Annotated in this window: 14 protein-coding genes; 5 read left to right on the forward strand and 9 right to left on the reverse strand. The window is 75.9% G+C overall.

Features of this window, described 5'->3' with window-relative positions; all coding sequences use genetic code 11:
* Positions 1 to 160: 160 nt before the first annotated feature.
* From cpt to BS72_RS29425, 5 genes are all read right to left on the reverse strand, one after another.
* A complete protein-coding gene (gene cpt / locus BS72_RS29405) occupies positions 161 to 700 on the reverse strand; it encodes a chloramphenicol phosphotransferase CPT (RefSeq protein WP_037914878.1) in 540 nt (179 codons plus the stop codon).
* A gap of 60 nt (positions 701 to 760) precedes the next feature.
* Entirely contained in the window at positions 761 to 1,699 is a 939-nt protein-coding gene (locus BS72_RS29410; RefSeq protein WP_037914880.1) for a phosphotriesterase family protein, read from the reverse strand.
* Positions 1,696 to 2,169 carry a carboxymuconolactone decarboxylase family protein gene (locus tag BS72_RS29415; protein ID WP_063836164.1) on the reverse strand — a complete coding sequence of 158 codons (474 nt, stop codon included), beginning with the start codon at positions 2,167 to 2,169 and terminating at the stop codon, positions 1,696 to 1,698. The genes BS72_RS29410 and BS72_RS29415 overlap by 4 nt, the downstream gene beginning before the upstream one ends.
* Positions 2,163 to 2,753, reverse strand: a complete 591-nt coding sequence (locus tag BS72_RS29420; protein WP_037914883.1) for a DUF4865 family protein — start codon at positions 2,751 to 2,753, stop codon at positions 2,163 to 2,165. Before BS72_RS29420 ends, BS72_RS29415 begins: the two co-directional genes overlap by 7 nt.
* Positions 2,754 to 2,834: 81 nt before the next feature.
* Positions 2,835 to 3,440 (reverse strand): TetR/AcrR family transcriptional regulator, encoded by a 606-nt coding sequence (locus tag BS72_RS29425; protein WP_051951809.1) that lies wholly within the window; start codon positions 3,438 to 3,440, stop codon positions 2,835 to 2,837.
* 266 nt (positions 3,441 to 3,706) lie between these two features.
* Here BS72_RS29425 and BS72_RS29430 point away from each other — a divergent pair, with 266 nt between their 5' ends.
* A complete protein-coding gene (locus tag BS72_RS29430; RefSeq protein ID WP_037914886.1) occupies positions 3,707 to 3,946 on the forward strand; it encodes a DUF397 domain-containing protein in 240 nt (79 codons plus the stop codon).
* Between the two features lie 198 nt (positions 3,947 to 4,144).
* Here BS72_RS29430 and BS72_RS29435 read toward each other — a convergent pair whose 3' ends face one another.
* Positions 4,145 to 4,834: a maleylpyruvate isomerase family mycothiol-dependent enzyme gene (locus BS72_RS29435; RefSeq protein WP_232792565.1), complete on the reverse strand. Its 690-nt coding sequence runs from the start codon at positions 4,832 to 4,834 to the stop codon at positions 4,145 to 4,147.
* Positions 4,831 to 5,484 carry a pyridoxine/pyridoxamine 5'-phosphate oxidase gene (locus BS72_RS29440; RefSeq protein WP_051951810.1) on the reverse strand — a complete coding sequence of 218 codons (654 nt, stop codon included), beginning with the start codon at positions 5,482 to 5,484 and terminating at the stop codon, positions 4,831 to 4,833. The genes BS72_RS29435 and BS72_RS29440 overlap by 4 nt, the downstream gene beginning before the upstream one ends.
* Before the next feature lie 48 nt (positions 5,485 to 5,532).
* Here BS72_RS29440 and BS72_RS29445 point away from each other — a divergent pair, with 48 nt between their 5' ends.
* From BS72_RS29445 to BS72_RS29455, 3 genes are all read left to right on the forward strand, one after another.
* Positions 5,533 to 6,240: a CGNR zinc finger domain-containing protein gene (locus tag BS72_RS29445; RefSeq protein WP_063836165.1), complete on the forward strand. Its 708-nt coding sequence runs from the start codon at positions 5,533 to 5,535 to the stop codon at positions 6,238 to 6,240.
* Positions 6,241 to 6,636: 396 nt separating this feature from the next.
* Entirely contained in the window at positions 6,637 to 9,291 is a 2,655-nt protein-coding gene (locus BS72_RS29450) for an ATP-binding protein (protein ID WP_232792566.1), read from the forward strand.
* Positions 9,292 to 9,429: 138 nt separating this feature from the next.
* Positions 9,430 to 9,927 (forward strand): hypothetical protein, encoded by a 498-nt coding sequence (locus BS72_RS29455; RefSeq protein ID WP_037914891.1) that lies wholly within the window; start codon positions 9,430 to 9,432, stop codon positions 9,925 to 9,927.
* 92 nt (positions 9,928 to 10,019) lie between these two features.
* Here the strand turns inward: BS72_RS29455 and BS72_RS29460 are convergent, their stop codons facing one another.
* Both BS72_RS29460 and BS72_RS29465 read right to left on the reverse strand, forming a co-directional pair.
* The gene (locus BS72_RS29460) at positions 10,020 to 12,002 is read right to left on the reverse strand and encodes an N-acetylmuramoyl-L-alanine amidase (RefSeq protein ID WP_322942532.1); all 1,983 of its coding nucleotides are present in this window, start codon (positions 12,000 to 12,002) and stop codon (positions 10,020 to 10,022) included.
* A 355-nt stretch (positions 12,003 to 12,357) separates the two neighbouring features.
* A complete protein-coding gene (locus BS72_RS29465) occupies positions 12,358 to 13,440 on the reverse strand; it encodes an aminoglycoside phosphotransferase family protein (RefSeq protein ID WP_037914893.1) in 1,083 nt (360 codons plus the stop codon).
* A gap of 229 nt (positions 13,441 to 13,669) precedes the next feature.
* Between BS72_RS29465 and BS72_RS29470 the strand changes: the two genes are divergently transcribed.
* Positions 13,670 to 15,145, forward strand: coding sequence for a DNA-binding protein NsdB (locus BS72_RS29470; protein ID WP_037914895.1), 1,476 nt, complete (start codon positions 13,670 to 13,672; stop codon positions 15,143 to 15,145).
* Positions 15,146 to 15,288 lie beyond the last annotated feature (143 nt).

Below are 15,288 nucleotides of genomic sequence, written 5' to 3' on the forward strand. Positions count from 1 at the left end.
GCCTGACACCGGACGCCTCTGATGCCGGACGCCGCCGAGAGCCGGAGCCGTCCGATGCCGTCCGATGCCGGATGACGCCGAGCACGGGACGTCGTCCGACGGCGCCGGACGCCCTCCGGCCCCCGACGCCTGACGGCCCGCGGCCGTCCCGCGTCCGGGTTCAGCCCGCCGCCACGCGGGCCGCGATCACCCGCGCGCACTCCAGCGTGCTCGCCGTACCGGTGTCGACCTCCAGGTCGTAGCGGACGCCCCGGTGCACCAGCTCCGCCTGGCCGCGCGCCATGCCGGTGGCCCGGTCGCCGCGTGCGGCCTCGCGCGCGGCGGCGGTCCCGGGGGCGCAGCGGACGCCCACCCACAGCACCTCCAAGTCCCCCAGCGCGGCCCGCCAGCGCTTCTGGGAGTCGGCGCCGCCGAGGAAGACCTCGTCGACGATCAGCCGCGCCCCGGCCCGCGCGACCTCGGCCAGGCCGCGTGTCCAGGCCGCGTCCAGCCGGCGGAACTCGGCTCCGGCGGCGACCTCGCCGCCGGAGCCGAGGAGCAGCCCGGAACCGCCCGCCAGTAGCCTGGGTGGCAGCGCGTCCACCAGGGTGTCGGTGCCGAACGTGAGCCAGGGGTCGCGCAGTTCGACCTGGAGTGCGCGGGCGAGGGTGCTCTTGCCGGAGCTGGAGCCGCCGTTGAGGACGATCACCTGGACGGGCATCCGGCAACCTTACGAAGGGCGGGTCGCCGGATGCCAGCGGGATTCCCGGCTGAGGCCGCCTCAGCGCCAGTCGGCGGCGAAGGCACGGGCGGGGTTGCGCGTGAAGACCGTCTCGGCGGCGTCCTCGCCCAGCTCCCTGGCCACCCGCGGGCGCAGCACCCGCAGCTGGTAGGGGAGGCCGGGGCCGCCGCCGGTCGAGGCCCGCGCCCGCGCGGTGGTGGTGTCCCCGCCGAGCAGCAGCTGTCCGAGATGCCCCGCCGAGGCCAGGGCGGTCAGGCACTCCAGCAGCCGCCAGTCGGTCGGGTGGTTGGCCAGGGAGGGGCCGTCGAAGGCCAGGAACGCGCCGGACGCGGCCAGTTCGAGGTGCAGCCCGGGGTCGGGGAACCGGTTGAGGTGCCCCAGGACGATGCTGCCGGTGGGGACGCCCAGGTCGTCGTGGAGCAGACCGAGCACGTCCGCCACGGCGGTGCCCATCTCGTGGTGGACGCCGATCGGGGCACCGGTGGCGTGGTGGGCCGCCGCCGCGGCGGCCATCACCTCGCGGGCGTGGGCGTCCAGACCGTGGAACACGCCGGCGACCTTGATCATGCCGGCCCGGACGGCGGTACGCGGACCGTCGGGGCTGTCGTCGGCGAACATCCCCTCGGTCAGCTCCGAGGTGAACAGCTCGGCCAGCCCGCCGGCCCTCAGCCGCTCCAGCAGCTCCGGCGGGTAGTGGGCGGCCTGGTGCAGGCCCGTCGCGGCGATCAGGTGCACCCCGGCCGCCCGGGACAGCTCCGGCAGCTCCCCGGCCCGCCGTCCCAGCCCGAACGGCGTCCACTGCGCCAGCCCCCGGCCGCCCAGCTCCCGGTAGGAGGCCAGTTCGGCGGCGGCCGCCGCCGGGTCGTCGAGTTCCTGGCCGCGGAGTGCGGGGATGCGCAGGAAGAGGTGGTCGTGCGCGTCGCAGGTGCCCAGGGACTCCGGCGCGATGTCCCCGAGTACGGTACGGACCGCGCTCACGGCGCCGCCTCGCCGGTGTCCCGGTCCGCGTCGCCCGGTGCGGTGGCGCCGTCCGCCGGGCCGCCGCCCGCACCCGGGTCGGTACCCGTTTCCTTGAAGACGGCCGCGGCCACCCGCAGCCCGGCCAGCGCTCTCGGGACGCCGATGTAGGGGGCGAGGTGGACCATCACCTCGACGATCTCGCGCGGCTCCATACCGATCCGCAGCGAGTTGCGCACATGGTCGTCGACCTGCGGCTCGACCCCGCCGAGCGCGGTGAGCGCGGCCAGCGTGGCGATCTGCCGGTCCCGCAGCTCCAGCCCCTCCCGCTGGTAGGTGCCGCCGAAGAGGGCGGTGACGATCCAGTCGGCGAAGCCCGGGGCCAGGCTCTCCAGGCTCTTGAGGGTGCCCTCCACCGTCTCGGGTCCCGCGAGGCGGCCCATCAGCGCGTAGCCGGCCTCGCGGTCGACGCTCGCCCGGGTGTTCACCACTGCCGTCCCTCCTGGATCGCGTCGAGGCCCGGGCGGGACAGGTGCAGCACCTCGAAGCGTTCGGCGCCGGGCCCGTCCTCGGGCGCGGCGTCCTCCCAGAGGGTGAAGCGCAGGAGCTCCCAGTGGCGGGGGTCGACCAGCAGCGCGGCCGAGTGCAGGCCGGAGCTCCGCCCCAGCTCGGCGACCTCCGCCAGCTCGCGGGCGATGACCTCCGGCAGGTCCGTGTCCCGCGCCAGCGGGCGGGACGTGCGGGCGGCGGCCCGGGGCGCCTGCCCCACCGCCGGTCCGCGGGTGAAGCCGAGACCGGTCCAGTGCTCGACGACCGGGCGCCCGAAGTCGTCGGCCAGGGAACGGAATCCGGGGCCCCACAGGAAGCTGTTCATGCCCTGGGGGGTGTTCCATAGGTAGAAGGGGGCGTACTCGTTGACGGGCGAGCCCTCGCGGCCGCGCTCCCGGATCAGATACGCCTTCTGCCCCAGGCCCGGGAAGTCGTCCAGCAGGTGTCCCCGGGTGGCCACCCGGCGGCGGATGACGCCCATGTCGTAGTCGGCGGGCAGGGTGACGCGGTAGTTCATGCCGTGCACAGGTGTGCGCTCCTTTGTTCGGCGGCGTGGTGTGAGATGGCAGTACGCGGTGTGCGGCGGCCGGGCACGATCCGCGGCAGTTCAGGAGCCTTCGTCGGGCCGCCCGGTGGCGGTGGGCGGGGTCGGCGGCGCGGAGGCGCGGAGCAGGGCGAGCGCGCCGCGTACGGCCTCGTCGAAGGGCGCGCGGTCGCCGGCCGCCCGGGCCAGGACGTAGCCGCCCTGTACGACGGCCGCGACGGCTGACGCCGTCTGCCCCGGGTCCAGGTCCGGGTGCAGCTCGCCCGCCTCGACCGCCTCGGCGACGAGTCCCGCCAGCAGCTCGCGCAGCCAGGCGAAGGTCTCCTGGACCGGCTCGCGCAGCTCCGGGGCGGCCACCACGTCAGGGTCCATCGACAGCCTGCCCACCCGGCAGCCGCGCAGCGGGTCGCGCTCGCGGGTCAGGTAGCCGGCCAGGGACTCCAACGCCGAACCGCCCTCGGCGAGTTCGGCCTCCACCAGGGCGCGCAGGTCGGCGGCGCTGCGGCGCATCGCGGCCACCGCCAGATCCGGCTTGCCCCTGAAGTGGTGGTACATGCTGCCCTGCCCGGCGCCCGCGAGCTCCTGGATGGCTCGGGGGCTGGTCCCGACGTATCCCCGCTCCCACAGGAGTTGCTGCGTGCTCGTGATCAGCCGTTCCGCGGTGTCCATGCAGGCAGTGTACATACTAGTAGGTACAGAAGATCGGGAGGGGAGTTACGGGGCGGCGTCCCTGGCCGGTCCGCGGCCGAATCCGTTCGGACCGAGCGACCCGACCGGTCGCCACCTGGGCCGTTCGCGGCGGTGCCGGCCACGGGGCCGGGCGGGGTGCGGTCCGGCGGAGTCCGCTCCCGCCGTCTGCTTGGTACTTCCGGCCTATGGGCGCACCCGCGGCCGATACGCTGTGCGGCGTACCACCTGATTGGGAGGAGCCCTACGTGGCCGAGAGCAACAGCGGACAGCCGTTGGCGAACGGGAAGAAGCCGCAACTCGACCTGAGCGGTGCGGAGTGGCTGTCGAGCAGCCAGGGCAGCGGCGACGTGCAGATCGCCTTCGTGGAGGGCTACATCGCCATGCGCGACGGCCGTGCCCCCGACGGTCCCGCGCTGATCTTCACCCCGGCCGAGTGGCGCGCGTTCGTCCTCGGCGCGCGCGACGGGGAGTTCGACCTCACCTGATCCGGGGCGGGCCCCCGCCGGCCCGGCCTGACCGCGCCACGGCCCGCACGGCATCAGACCGTGCGGGCCGTGGCGCGCTCGTATGTTCGTACGTTCGTCCGCGCGTTCACCGCGCGCGTTCACCCGCGCCAAAGGGCGCGTCCAGCGCGTGCGTCCAGGGTGTGCGTCCGGCCGCGCAGGCCGGCTTCCGGCGTGCCGTCAGGGCCACGGCCCCAGCAGCGGCGGCGCGTCCCCGGACAGCCGCGCCGCCGGGGCGCGACCCGCCAGCCACGCGGCCACATCCGCCAGCGGTCCGGCGAGCCGTACCTCCCTGCCGTCACCGCGGCTCGACGTCCAGCCGTCGTCGGTGGCGGTGAGCGTCAGGCGGACGTCTGCCGGAGCCCGGACCGACAGGAAGTCCACCAGGTGGCGGCAGAGCGGGCGCGACCAGTCCGCCGGGGTCGGCCCCATCAGCAGGTCCGCCGTGTGGATCGCCGACTCGCGCCACCAGGCGGCCACCGCACCGGTCAGCGCGCCGTCGCGGTAGGCGACCGGGCGCTGCCAGTCCGCCGGGCCGACCGCCGACCAGGCCGCCTCCACCTCGTCCAGGGCCGCGCCCACCGCCGCGGCCACCTGGTCGGCCGTACGGCCGTGCAGCGCCTCGATCGCGGCGTCGCGAGCCGGCCGCCCGCCGTCGTAGACCTCGACCCGCTCGCCGCGCACGGCGTACCGCGCCTGCCGGGCCAGCGCCAGGCCCACCCCCTCGATGTGCGCCCACACGTGCCCGCGGCTCCAGCCCGGCAGCGCGCTCGGCTCCCGCAGCGACGCGTCGGTGAGTCCGGGGAGCAGTCCGCGCAGCAGGGCCGTGCCCGCCGCGCACTCCGCCCTGGCCTCCTCCGGTCCGGTCACGGCCACAGTGATCCCCTCTCCCATCCGCCGGCGGCCCGCCGGTACTCGACTCTCGTGTGCGCCCGTCGTGTGTCGCCCTGCCAGAACTCCACCTGGCCGGGAAGCAGGGTGTAGAGGGTCCAACCGGGCGCGACGAGGCCGGGGTCGGCGGCGATCCGGTCGGCCGCCGCGGCCGCCTCCCGCTCCCGTACGGCCGGGTCCGCCAGCGGGCTGCTCTGCCGGCCGAGCAGCGCCTCGGCCCGCGCCGAGGGGGAGCGGGCCAGGAAGTCCGCGGCGGACTCCGCCGCGGAGGCCGGCTCCACCGTGCCGCGCACCCGGACCTGCCGCGCCTGGGCCGGCCAGTAGAAGGTCAGGGCGGCGGCCGGCGAGGCCGCCAGCTCCCGGCCCTTGCGCCCGCCGGCGTCGGCGGCGAAGCGCCAGCCCTCGGCGGTGACGTCCTTGCAGATCAGCACCCTGGCAGACGGAAGGCCGTCGAGGCCGATGGTGGAAAGCGTCATCGCGTGCGGCTCGCGCACCCCCTCCTTCACGGCCTGGAGCAGCCACCGGGTGAAGAGTTCGTGTGGCGCGGCGGGCAGGTCCGCGAGGTCGAAGACCGGCAGCCTGCCCTCGAAGACCCCGATCCCGCGCAGGAGTTCGCGCAGTCCGGACATGAAGACCCCCCCTCTTTTAATGGTTTCACCGGACGATACCATTAGCGAATGCACGATGATCATCTCGCGCTGGACCTCGCCCTCACGATCCGCCACGACGGCCACGGCGGCGTCGCCGACGACCTCGCCGAACCCGCCGGGCTGACCGTGTGGGCGGCCGCCCACGCCGACGCCCTGGCGGAGTCCGGCTTCGCCCCCGAGGGCCGCTACGCCGCGGACCAGGCCGGGCTGGCCGCGGTACGGGCGGTGCGGACCGCCGTGCGAGCCCTGTTCGCCCGCGCGGTCCCGGGCGAGCCCAGCGCGGCGGACGCCGGGCGCCTGCCCGCCCCGGCCCGCGCCCTGGAGGTGCTCAACGCCGCCTCGCTCCGGGCCCCGGTGGTCCACCGCCTGGCCTGGCCCGACGGCGGTGAGCCGGCCGCCGTCCAGACACCGGCCGGCGCCGTCCCGACCGCGGACCTGCTCGCCGGCGCCCTGGCCCGGGCCGCCTTCTCCTTCCTGGCCGGCCCCGACCGGACCCGGCTGCGCGCCTGCCCGGCCCCGCGCTGCGTGCGGTACTTCGTCCAGTCCGACGCCCGCCAGGAGTGGTGCAAGCCCTCCTGCGGCAACCGCGCCCGCGTGGCCCGCCACCACGCCCGCCGCAGGGACGCCGCCGCCGGAGCCGTGCCTGGGCCCGCGTCCGCGCCAGAGTCCGCGCCTGCGCCAGAGTCCGTGCCAGGGCCCGCGTCCGATCCTGTGCCCGCACCCACCGTCGACTGATCGGGAGCGACCGGCGCTGATCACGCCGCGACGTGATGTGAACGTCTCGAGGGGACGCGCGCCGCGGGGCGGCGGATTCGCCGGAACGCGGAGTCGGGGAGGGCGACGGAGGGAACAGGGGCGCACGAGGGGCGCGTGGGGGCGCCGGGGCGGTGTGGAACGGAGGTGCGGTGGCGGGCGGCCGGACCTTCGCGGGACGGGCACACCCCCGCCGAGCAGGGATCGCGGCCGGCTGTCGGAACCCGTCGGCCCCGCCCCCCGGCGGTGGCCGGACCGGCACCGGCGTTCCCTCTCACACAGCGCAGTCGGCGGCGTACGCTGTGACCCCACCGCGAGTGCGCGCCGGGCGCGCACCCACTGGCGGCAAGGGGAGGCCAGGGAATGGCACTGGGGCGGATGAGCCGAGGGGACGCGTTGCTGGAGCGGGACGGCCCGCTCGCGGCGGCGGACGCCGCGCTGGCCGACCTGTGCGGCCCACTGCGCGGCGGCGGCCTGCTGACGGTCGCCGCCCCGGCAGGCCTGGGCAAGACGACCCTGCTGGCCGAGGTGCGCGCCCGGGCCGGCGAACGAGGCTGCACCGTGCTCTCGGCGCGCGGCGGCGACCAGGAGCAGCAGGTCGCCTTCCACGTCGCCCGGCAGCTCCTCCAGCCGCTCCTCGCCGGCTCCACCGACGCCGAACTGCGCGACGCCCTGGGCGGCTGGTACGGCATCGTCGGCCCGGCGCTGGGGCTGTGCGCGGCCGGCGGCGCCGCCCCTGACCCGCAGGGACTGCGCGACGGCCTGGACTGGGTGCTCACCCACCTCGTCGTCCAGCACGCGCCCGTGGTGCTGGTCCTGGACGACGCGCACTGGGCCGACCCGCAGTCGCTCACCTGGCTGTCGGCGTTCGCACCACGCGCCGACGACCTCGCCCTGCTGCTCGTGGTCGCCTACCGGCCCGACGAACTGCCCACCTCCGCCGCGGCGTTCCGCGGCCTGCCCGGCCGCGCCGGCAACCGCCCCATCGGCCTGGAACCGCTCACCCCGGAGGCCGTCACCAGCCTCGTACGGGGCCGGCTGGGCGCCCACGCGGACGAGGAGTTCTGCCGCGAGTGCTGGACCGTCACCGCCGGCAACCCCTTCGAGGCGGTGGAGCTGACGGCCAAGGTCGGCGAACGCGGCCTGCGTCCGGAGCGGGCCAGCGCGCCCCTGCTGCGGGACCTTGCCGCCGCCGTGAAGGGCAGCGGTCTGGTCGCCCGCCTGGAGCGGATGGGACCCTCCACCGTGCGGCTCGCCTGGGCCGCCGCCGTGCTCGGCACCCAGGTCCAGCCCGCCCTGGCCGCGGCCGTGGCGGGTCTGGGCAGCCAGGAGGCCGCCGACTGCGCCGACCGGCTGCGGGAGGCCCGCGTCCTGACCGGCAGCCGCACGCTGGAGTTCGTCCACCCCCTGATCGCCACCGCCATCTACCGGGCCATCCCCGACGCCCTGCGGGTCGCCCTGCACGGCAAGGCCGCGTGGACGGTCGTCGACGCGGGCCTCGGCCCCGCCGCGGCAGCCCGCCACCTCATGGAGACCCACCCCGAGGAGGACCCCTGGGTCGTCCAGCAACTGCGCGCCGCCGCACAGGAGATGCTGCGGGCCGGCGCCCCCGAGGCGGCCCGCGACCACCTCACCCGCGCACTGCGCGAGCCCCCGCGGCCGGGCGAGCGCGCCGCCGTACTCTACGAACTGGGCTGCTCCACCCAGCTGCTGGAGCCCGCCACCACCGTCAACTACCTCCAGGCCGCCCTGGCGGAGCCCATCGACGACGCGGACCTGCGGGACAACATCAACTACCGGCTCTCCCAGTCCCTGGCCCACAGCGACCGGCTCAGCGAGGCCGTCGACGTGGTCGCCCGGGCGGCCCGCGGTGCCACCACCGCCCGCGCCCGGTTGTGGATGCAGGCCGAGGAGTTCATGTGGAGCGCCTTCCGCTCCGACGAACCGGACTCGCCCAGCCGCTCCCGCCGGCTGGCCCGGCTCGCCGACCGCCTCACCGGCCAGGACCGCATCGAGCGCTACATCCTCGGATTGCGCGCCTGGGACGCCGTCGTGCGCGGCGAACCGGTGGACACCGCCCTGCTGTACGCCGGACGGGCCCTGGAGGGCGGACTGCACTGGGCGGCTGAGGACTGCGGCTTCGAGGTGCCGGTGCTCGCCTGCCTCGTCTACATGTACGCCGACCGGGTGGAGCGGGCCGAGGAGCTCTTCGCCCAGGGCATAGCCGAGTTCGAGCGCCATGGCTGGCGCGGCGCCCACCTGGCCTTCAGCCACGCGCTGCTCGGCTACGTCCGGCACCGCAGCGGCCGGCTCGCCGAGGCCGAGGCGCTGGCCCGCGACGGGCTGCGGATGGCCGAGCGGGTCGGCCGCGGCACGCCCGTGCTGTGGTACGCCGTCACGATCCTGACCGGGGTGCTGATCGCCCGGGGCCGTACCGCGGAGGCGGTCGGCCTGGCCGCCGAGTACGACTTCCACGCGCCCTTCCCGGCGGCCGTCACCTTCCCCGACGCGCAGACGGGCCACGGCGAACTGCTGCTCGCCCAGGGGAGGGTGGAGGAGGCTATCGAGGAACTGGCCTCCGTGGGCCGGCGGCTGGACCAGCGCGGCATGCGCAACCCCAGCTGGAGCCCCTGGCAGCTCCACCTCGCCCAGGCGCAGCGCCACACCTCGCCCGGCCTCGCCCGGGAGACCGCCCTGGACGCGCTGGACCGGGCCCAGCGGTTCGGCGCCCGGTCGGCCGTCGGCCAGGCGCTGCGGGTGGCGGCGGAGGTCGCACGGCCCGAGGAGCGGCTCGGCCTGCTCGACCGGGCGGTGGCCTCTCTTGAGGGCTCACCGCCGGCCCACGAGCTGGCCGCCGCCCTGGTCGCCCAGGGCCGGGCCCTGCACGCCGAGGGCCGCCGCGCCGAGGGCGCCGCCGCGCTGAGCCGCGGCCTGGACCTGGCCCGCTCCTGCGGGGCCGACGGCCTGGCCGCCCGGGCGGAGGCGGCCGTCCGAGCCGACCAGGGGCCGGCCGACGTGGCGCCCGTGGGCTGACCGGCCCGGGCCGGCCGGGCGCGCTCGCCCACCGGTGCGCCCGGCCGGCCGGGCGCCCGCGGCGCAGGTCCGCGACCCCCGGAGCGGCACCCGCAATCCCGCCTCCCGCCGCCTCCGGGGTACCCGTACGATGGCGGCATGTCCTTCCTCCGCCGCCGCGCTGCCACGCCCACCGGGCCGGACTTCGACGTTCTCGCGATGGATCCGGGGGACTGGCCCGGCGACCTCGGCGCGGGGCTGCTGCCCGGCCCCGACGGGAGCTGCCAGGGCGTCTACCTGCGCTACGACCTGTTCGGCGGCCGCGGCCCGGCCATGCTGATCGGCAACCTCCCGGAGGGCTCGCCGGCCCGCGAGCTGGCCGACGGCGAGGTGCCCTTCGAGGTCGCGCAGCTGCTGGTGGCGCTCGGCAACGACGAGCCCGCGGTGGTGACCCAGGTCGAGGGCACGCCGGTGATGCTCAACGACGGGCCGCTCATCGTACGGCGGATCAAGATCTCCGAGTCGCGGCTCTCCTGTGCCCAGTTCGACCGCAGCGACGGGGTGCAGGTCACCATCGCCACCTGGGACCGGCCGATCACCGACGACCTCTACCAGCTGCTCAAGCCGCTCCCCGCGGCGATGTTCCAGGCCGGCTGACCCGCGGGCGCGCCCCGGCGGTGCCGCCCACGTGTAAGGGGTGCCCTCTACGGGAGGGCACCCCTTACACGTTTCAAAGGAGCGCCACGGGATCAGCCCAGCGCCGAGGGCAGTAGCGTCACGTCGTCGGCCAGCACGTACTCCACCCGGTGCCCCAGCTGGATCTCGTAGTACAGGTTCCTGCCCCGCACCACCTGGTGGCTCGCCGGGTCGAACGTCGTCGAGTAGTAGTACGCGCCGTGCACCAGGCCGCCGACCACGTACCGCTGCCCGGCCAGGACCGTGTACGGCATCGGCGAGATCGGCTGCGCCGGCACCCCGGCCGGGTAGGCGCTCGCCTCCGGGTAGGCCCGGCCGTAGACCGGGATCGAGGCCAGGCCCTTCTTCGGGGTGACCACCAGCCCGGTGGCGTTGACGGCCGTCGGACGCGCCGCCGGGTTGTGGAACCACGCCTTCTGGCCGAGGTACCAGACAGCCGTCCAGTCGCCCTGGCGGCCGGCCACCGCGAACTGCTGCCCGGTCGAGGCCCGCGCGCCCACGTCGTTGACGTCGTCGGTGCTGCCGGCCCCGGTCGCCCCGTGCAGGCCGACGTCCTGGACCAGCGGCGCGTCGGTGCTGGGCGCGGTGTACAGCCGTACCGCGTCGGAGCCGTGCGCCGGGCAGGCCGCGCCCGCGGTGGTGCAGCCGGTGTACAGCGGCTGGTTCGCCGCGTAGTCCGGGTCGATGGTCACCTCGCCGCCCCAGGAGCCGGCCGTGGCGTGCACGGGCGCGCCCAGCAGCGCCATGTAGTGGCCCCAGTCCCAGTACGGGCCCGGGTCGGTGTGCATCCCCGGCACCGAGGAGGCGGTCGGCCCGGGCACGTTGTCGTGGCCGAGGATGTGCTGCCGGTCCAGCGGGATGCCGTACTTCTGGGACAGGTACCGCACCAGGCGCGCGGACGAGCGGTACATCGCCTCCGTGTACCAGGCGTCCGGATCGGTCAGGAAGCCCTCGTGCTCGATGCCGATCGACGTGGCGTTGGTGTACCAGTTGCCCGCGTGCCAGCCCACGTTCCGCGTCGCGATGTGCTGGTCCACGTGCCCGTCGGCGGACCGCACGGTGTAGTGCCAGCCCAGGTAGGTCGGGTCCTGCACCAGGCGCAGGGTGGTGTCCCAGGTGGCCTCGGTGTCGTGGATGACGATCGTGTCGATCTTCTGGCTCGCGGGACGGTCGGCCAGGTCGTAGTTGCCGTAGTCGCCCGGGTCGGCGCCGGTCTGCTGGTACGGCGCGGGCACCCATGCGCAGCCCAGCCCCGGCGGGCACTCGGTCAGCGACGAGTCGTCCGCCGGCAGGCCCACCTCCGAGGCCTGGCCGGACGCCGCCGTCAGCGTCGGCAGCGCGGCCAGCCGCACGGCCTGGCCGTTGTCGGTGGTGCGGCTCTGGCCCTGCCGCATCACGTCGAAGACCTCGTCGGCGAAGGAGTCGGCGGTGCCGCTGTCGTCGGCGCCGGAGTAGCGGGCCACGGCCGCGTACCAGTCGGCCGGGTCGGCGCTCAGCGGCTCGCCGAGCCCGCGCTGGGCGGCGGCGAGCAGCGCGGCGCCGCCGGCCACGTTGGCGGTCTCGTCGCCGCGCAGCGCGGACGCCGTGCGGCCGGTGAGGGCCGCGGCCCGGTCCAGCGTGCTCAGCGCGGCCGGGACGGGCGCGTCGGCCGACGAGGAGGCCGAGGCTGGCGAGGAGGCCGCGCCGGCGGTCAGCGGCCGGGAGTCGTCGCCGCGGCCGTCACCGCCGTCCCCGGGGCCGGTCACCGGGTGGTCGGCGAGCGCGGTCCGGATGTCGGTCAGGTGCATCGGCCCGTAGCCGCCGCTGACGCTGGGCACGCCGTCGTGGCCGTCCCAGCGGGACTCCATGTAGGACACGCCCAGCAGCACCGGAAGCGGCACGCCGTAGCGCGCGGCGGCCGTGGCGAACGCCTGCTGGAGCGCGCCGTCCCGGGCGGCGCCGGGTTCGGCCGCGTGGGCGGTGCCGAACAGCGGCAGCAGCGCGGCGGCAGCGGTGAGCGCCGTCAGCGCGCGGGCGCGGCGCCGTGCTACGGGCACCGGGCCTCCGCGCGGATGAGCGGATCGGGGCACAGCATCCTCCTCCGAGGGGGAACCTGTCGGGCGGTCCCCAGAGAGGTATCGGCTGTGCGTGCCCACGTCAACTACTCGTATACGGAGTCTTCTTGGCACGTCAGAGCGGTCGCGGGGCCCGGCGCGGGGCGGCGCCGGGGTCGGCCGCGCGGGGCTTTCCCCGCTCAGGGCGCGCCCACCTGCCGGGCGTCAGTGGCCTTGACCAGTGGAGGTCGGCGGGACCAGCGCGGCCCGTGGGGAGGCAGGGGGCAGGGCCGGCGGAGCGCGGCCGGCGCGCGGAGGAACGTCCGACCGGATGGGCTCACCCTTCCGGCCCGGCCGGTCACCGGGTGCCGACCGCCGCCCGGACCGCCTTGCGCGCCCGGCCGCAGTCGTCGTGGAGCCGCCGCAGCAGCAGCCGCTGCTCCTCGCCGGCCTCCGCCGTGCCGGGTACCGCGGGGCCGGTGGCCCGCATGGTGCGCTGCACGGCCGTCTCGTAGGTGCGGATCTCCCGGGTCAGGACCAGCATCAGGTTCACCAGGAAGGCGTACCGGGCGTCCGGCCCGATGCTCTGCGCCTGCTGGCTGATCTGCCGCCGGGACGTCGGGTCGTCGCCGAGCACCGACCACAGCACCGCGAGGTCGTAGCCGGGCAGGTACCAGCCGGCGTGCTCCCAGTCGACGAGGGACGGCCCGGCCGGCGACAGCAGCACGTTCGACAGCAGCGCGTCACCGTGGCAGAACTGCCCCTGGATGTGGCTCAGTCCGCGCAGCAGCTTGTGCAGGTCGTCCCGGTCGCGGTCGGTGAGCAGCCCCAGCTCGTGGTAGCGCGAGATCCGCTCCGGGTAGTCGATCGGCGCCTCGAAGACGCCGGCCGGGGGCCGCCAGGCGTTGATCCGGGAGTACGCCGACAGCGCGGTCCGGACGTCGGAGCGGGTGGGCGCCTGCAGCGGGTGCCGCTGCGGGGTGACGACCCGTCCGGGCATCCGCTCCATCACCAGTACGCAGCTGTCCGGGTCCGCGGCGATGAGCCGGGGCACCCGCACCGGGGGGCGCTGCCGGACGAACGTACGGTAAGCGGCTATCTCGCGGCGGAAACGTTCCGTCCACGCGGGGGAGTGGTCCAGCAGGCACTTGGCGACCGCGGGGGAGCGGCCGGAGGTGCCGATCAGCAGGGCCGTGCGGCCGCCGCGGCGCAGCAGTTGGGCCGGAGCGAAGTCGGGGCAGATCCGCTGGACCGCGGCCACCGCGGTGCGCAGCTGGGCGGCCTGGGGGCCGGTCACGTCGATTCTCCCGCCGAGCGGATGGGGGCTGCCTCCCGCCGCGGCCCGCCGCACGGCGGCCGGGCGCGGGCGCAGCACCGGCTCAGCGGCGGGCAGGCGTGCGGGCCGTGGCGGCGCGGACACGGAGGTCGTCAGGGGATACATGGGTGACAGGGGCTCCCTTCGTGAGGATGGGGCGGGCGCCGGCTCCGGCTCGTCCGCATCCTGGGGAATGCGGCGCGGGCCGGGGAGGCGCGTTCCTACCTGACACCCGTGTGCGGGTGGCACACCATCTGGCGGACCCTGGCGAACCCTGGCGAATAGTCGGGAGGCGAATACCAACGCCATTGCGCACGGCTAGTGTCGAACGTGTCGAGGAACCTGGGGGCTTGACGTGGGCAACGAGGCCAACACCCGACTCGCGGACCTGTTCGGCCTCACCGGCTGGTCCAAGGGCGAACTCGCGAGGCTGGTCAACCGGCAGGCGGCGGCCATGGGCCACCCGCAGCTGGCGACCGACACCTCGCGGGTGCGCCGTTGGATCGACACCGGTGAGTCGCCGCGCGAACCCGTCCCGAGGGTACTGGCAGCGCTGTTCACCGAGCGCCTCGGCCGTGTCGTGACCACCGAGGACCTCGGGTTCGACCGGCACAGGCAGTCGACGAGGCGCACGTCCGGCGACGGTCTGCCGTGGCTGCCGGAGCGGACCGCCGCGGTCCTCACCGAATTCACGGGAATGGACCTCATGCTCAACCGACGCGGTCTGGTGGGCGCGGGCGCCGCGCTCGCCTCCGGCACCGTACTCAGCACGGCCATGTACGACTGGCTGCGCACCGACCCCGCCCTGGCGGCCGACGCGCCCGACCTCGACAACCCGCTGGACGCCGACCCCGGCGCCCACGACCGCTACGAGGCGGCCCCCGTGGGGGACGAGGAAGTCGACTCCCTGGAGGGGTCGGTGGACGTCTTCCGGGCGTGGGACGCCTCCCGCGGCGGCGGTCTCCAGCGCAAGGCGGTCGTCGGCCAGCTCAACGAGGTCGGCGGGATGCTCTCCTACCGCCACCCGCCGCGCCTCCAGCGGCGGTTGTGGGGCGTCGCCGCCAACCTGTCCGTACTGGCCGGGTGGATGTCCCACGACGTGGGCCTGGAGCCCACCGCCCAGAAGTACTTCGTGATCGCCACGCACGCCGCCCGGGAGGGCGGCGACCGGCCGCGCGCCGGTGAGGCGCTCTCCCGGGCGGCCCGCCAGCTGGTCCACCTGGGCCGGCCGGACGAGGCGCTGGAGCTGATGAAGCCGGCGGTCGGCGCCTCCGAGCAGGCCCCGCCGCGCACCCGGGCGATGCTGAGCACCGTGGAGGCGTGGGCGTACGCCTCCCTGGGCCGCGTCCAGGAGACCCACCGGGCGCTGGGCGAGGCGGAGGTGCTGTTCGCCGCCGACAAGGGCGACGTCGAGCCGCCCGACTGGATGCGGCACTTCGACGAGGCCGACCTGCACGGCATGCAGGCGCTCGCCTACCGCACCCTCGCCGAGTACGACCCGTCAGTGGCCGCCGAGGCCCAGGAGCACGCCCACCGCGCCCTCGCCCTGCGGGCCGGCGGCCACGAGCGGTCGATGGTCTTCGACTACCTCTCGCTGGCCTCGGCCTGCCTGCTCGGCGGCGACCCCGAGCAGGGGGCCCGGCACGCGCGGACCGCGCTGCAGAACATCGTCCAGACCTCCTCCCACCGCACCTGGGACCGGATGGCGCAGATGTACCGGCTCACCGACCGGTACTCCGGCAACCCGGACATCCAGGGGCTGCGCGAGGAGATCGAAGCGGTGCTGCCGCGCCGCGCCAGGGGCCGGGTGCCGCGCACCCGCGCGGTGTGACGCCGTCGACTCGTCACACCGCCACCTCGGCTCCGGGGAACGGGCGGGAAGGCCCGGCGGCAGCCCCGATCGGCTGTCGCCGGCGACAGACAAGGCGCCCGTGCCCGCGCGGAAGCGGGTGTCCGGGCGGGCGGGGCGGGGGC

Source organism: Actinacidiphila yeochonensis CN732, assembly GCF_000745345.1.
GTDB classification, from domain to species: Bacteria; Actinomycetota; Actinomycetes; order Streptomycetales; family Streptomycetaceae; genus Actinacidiphila; species Actinacidiphila yeochonensis.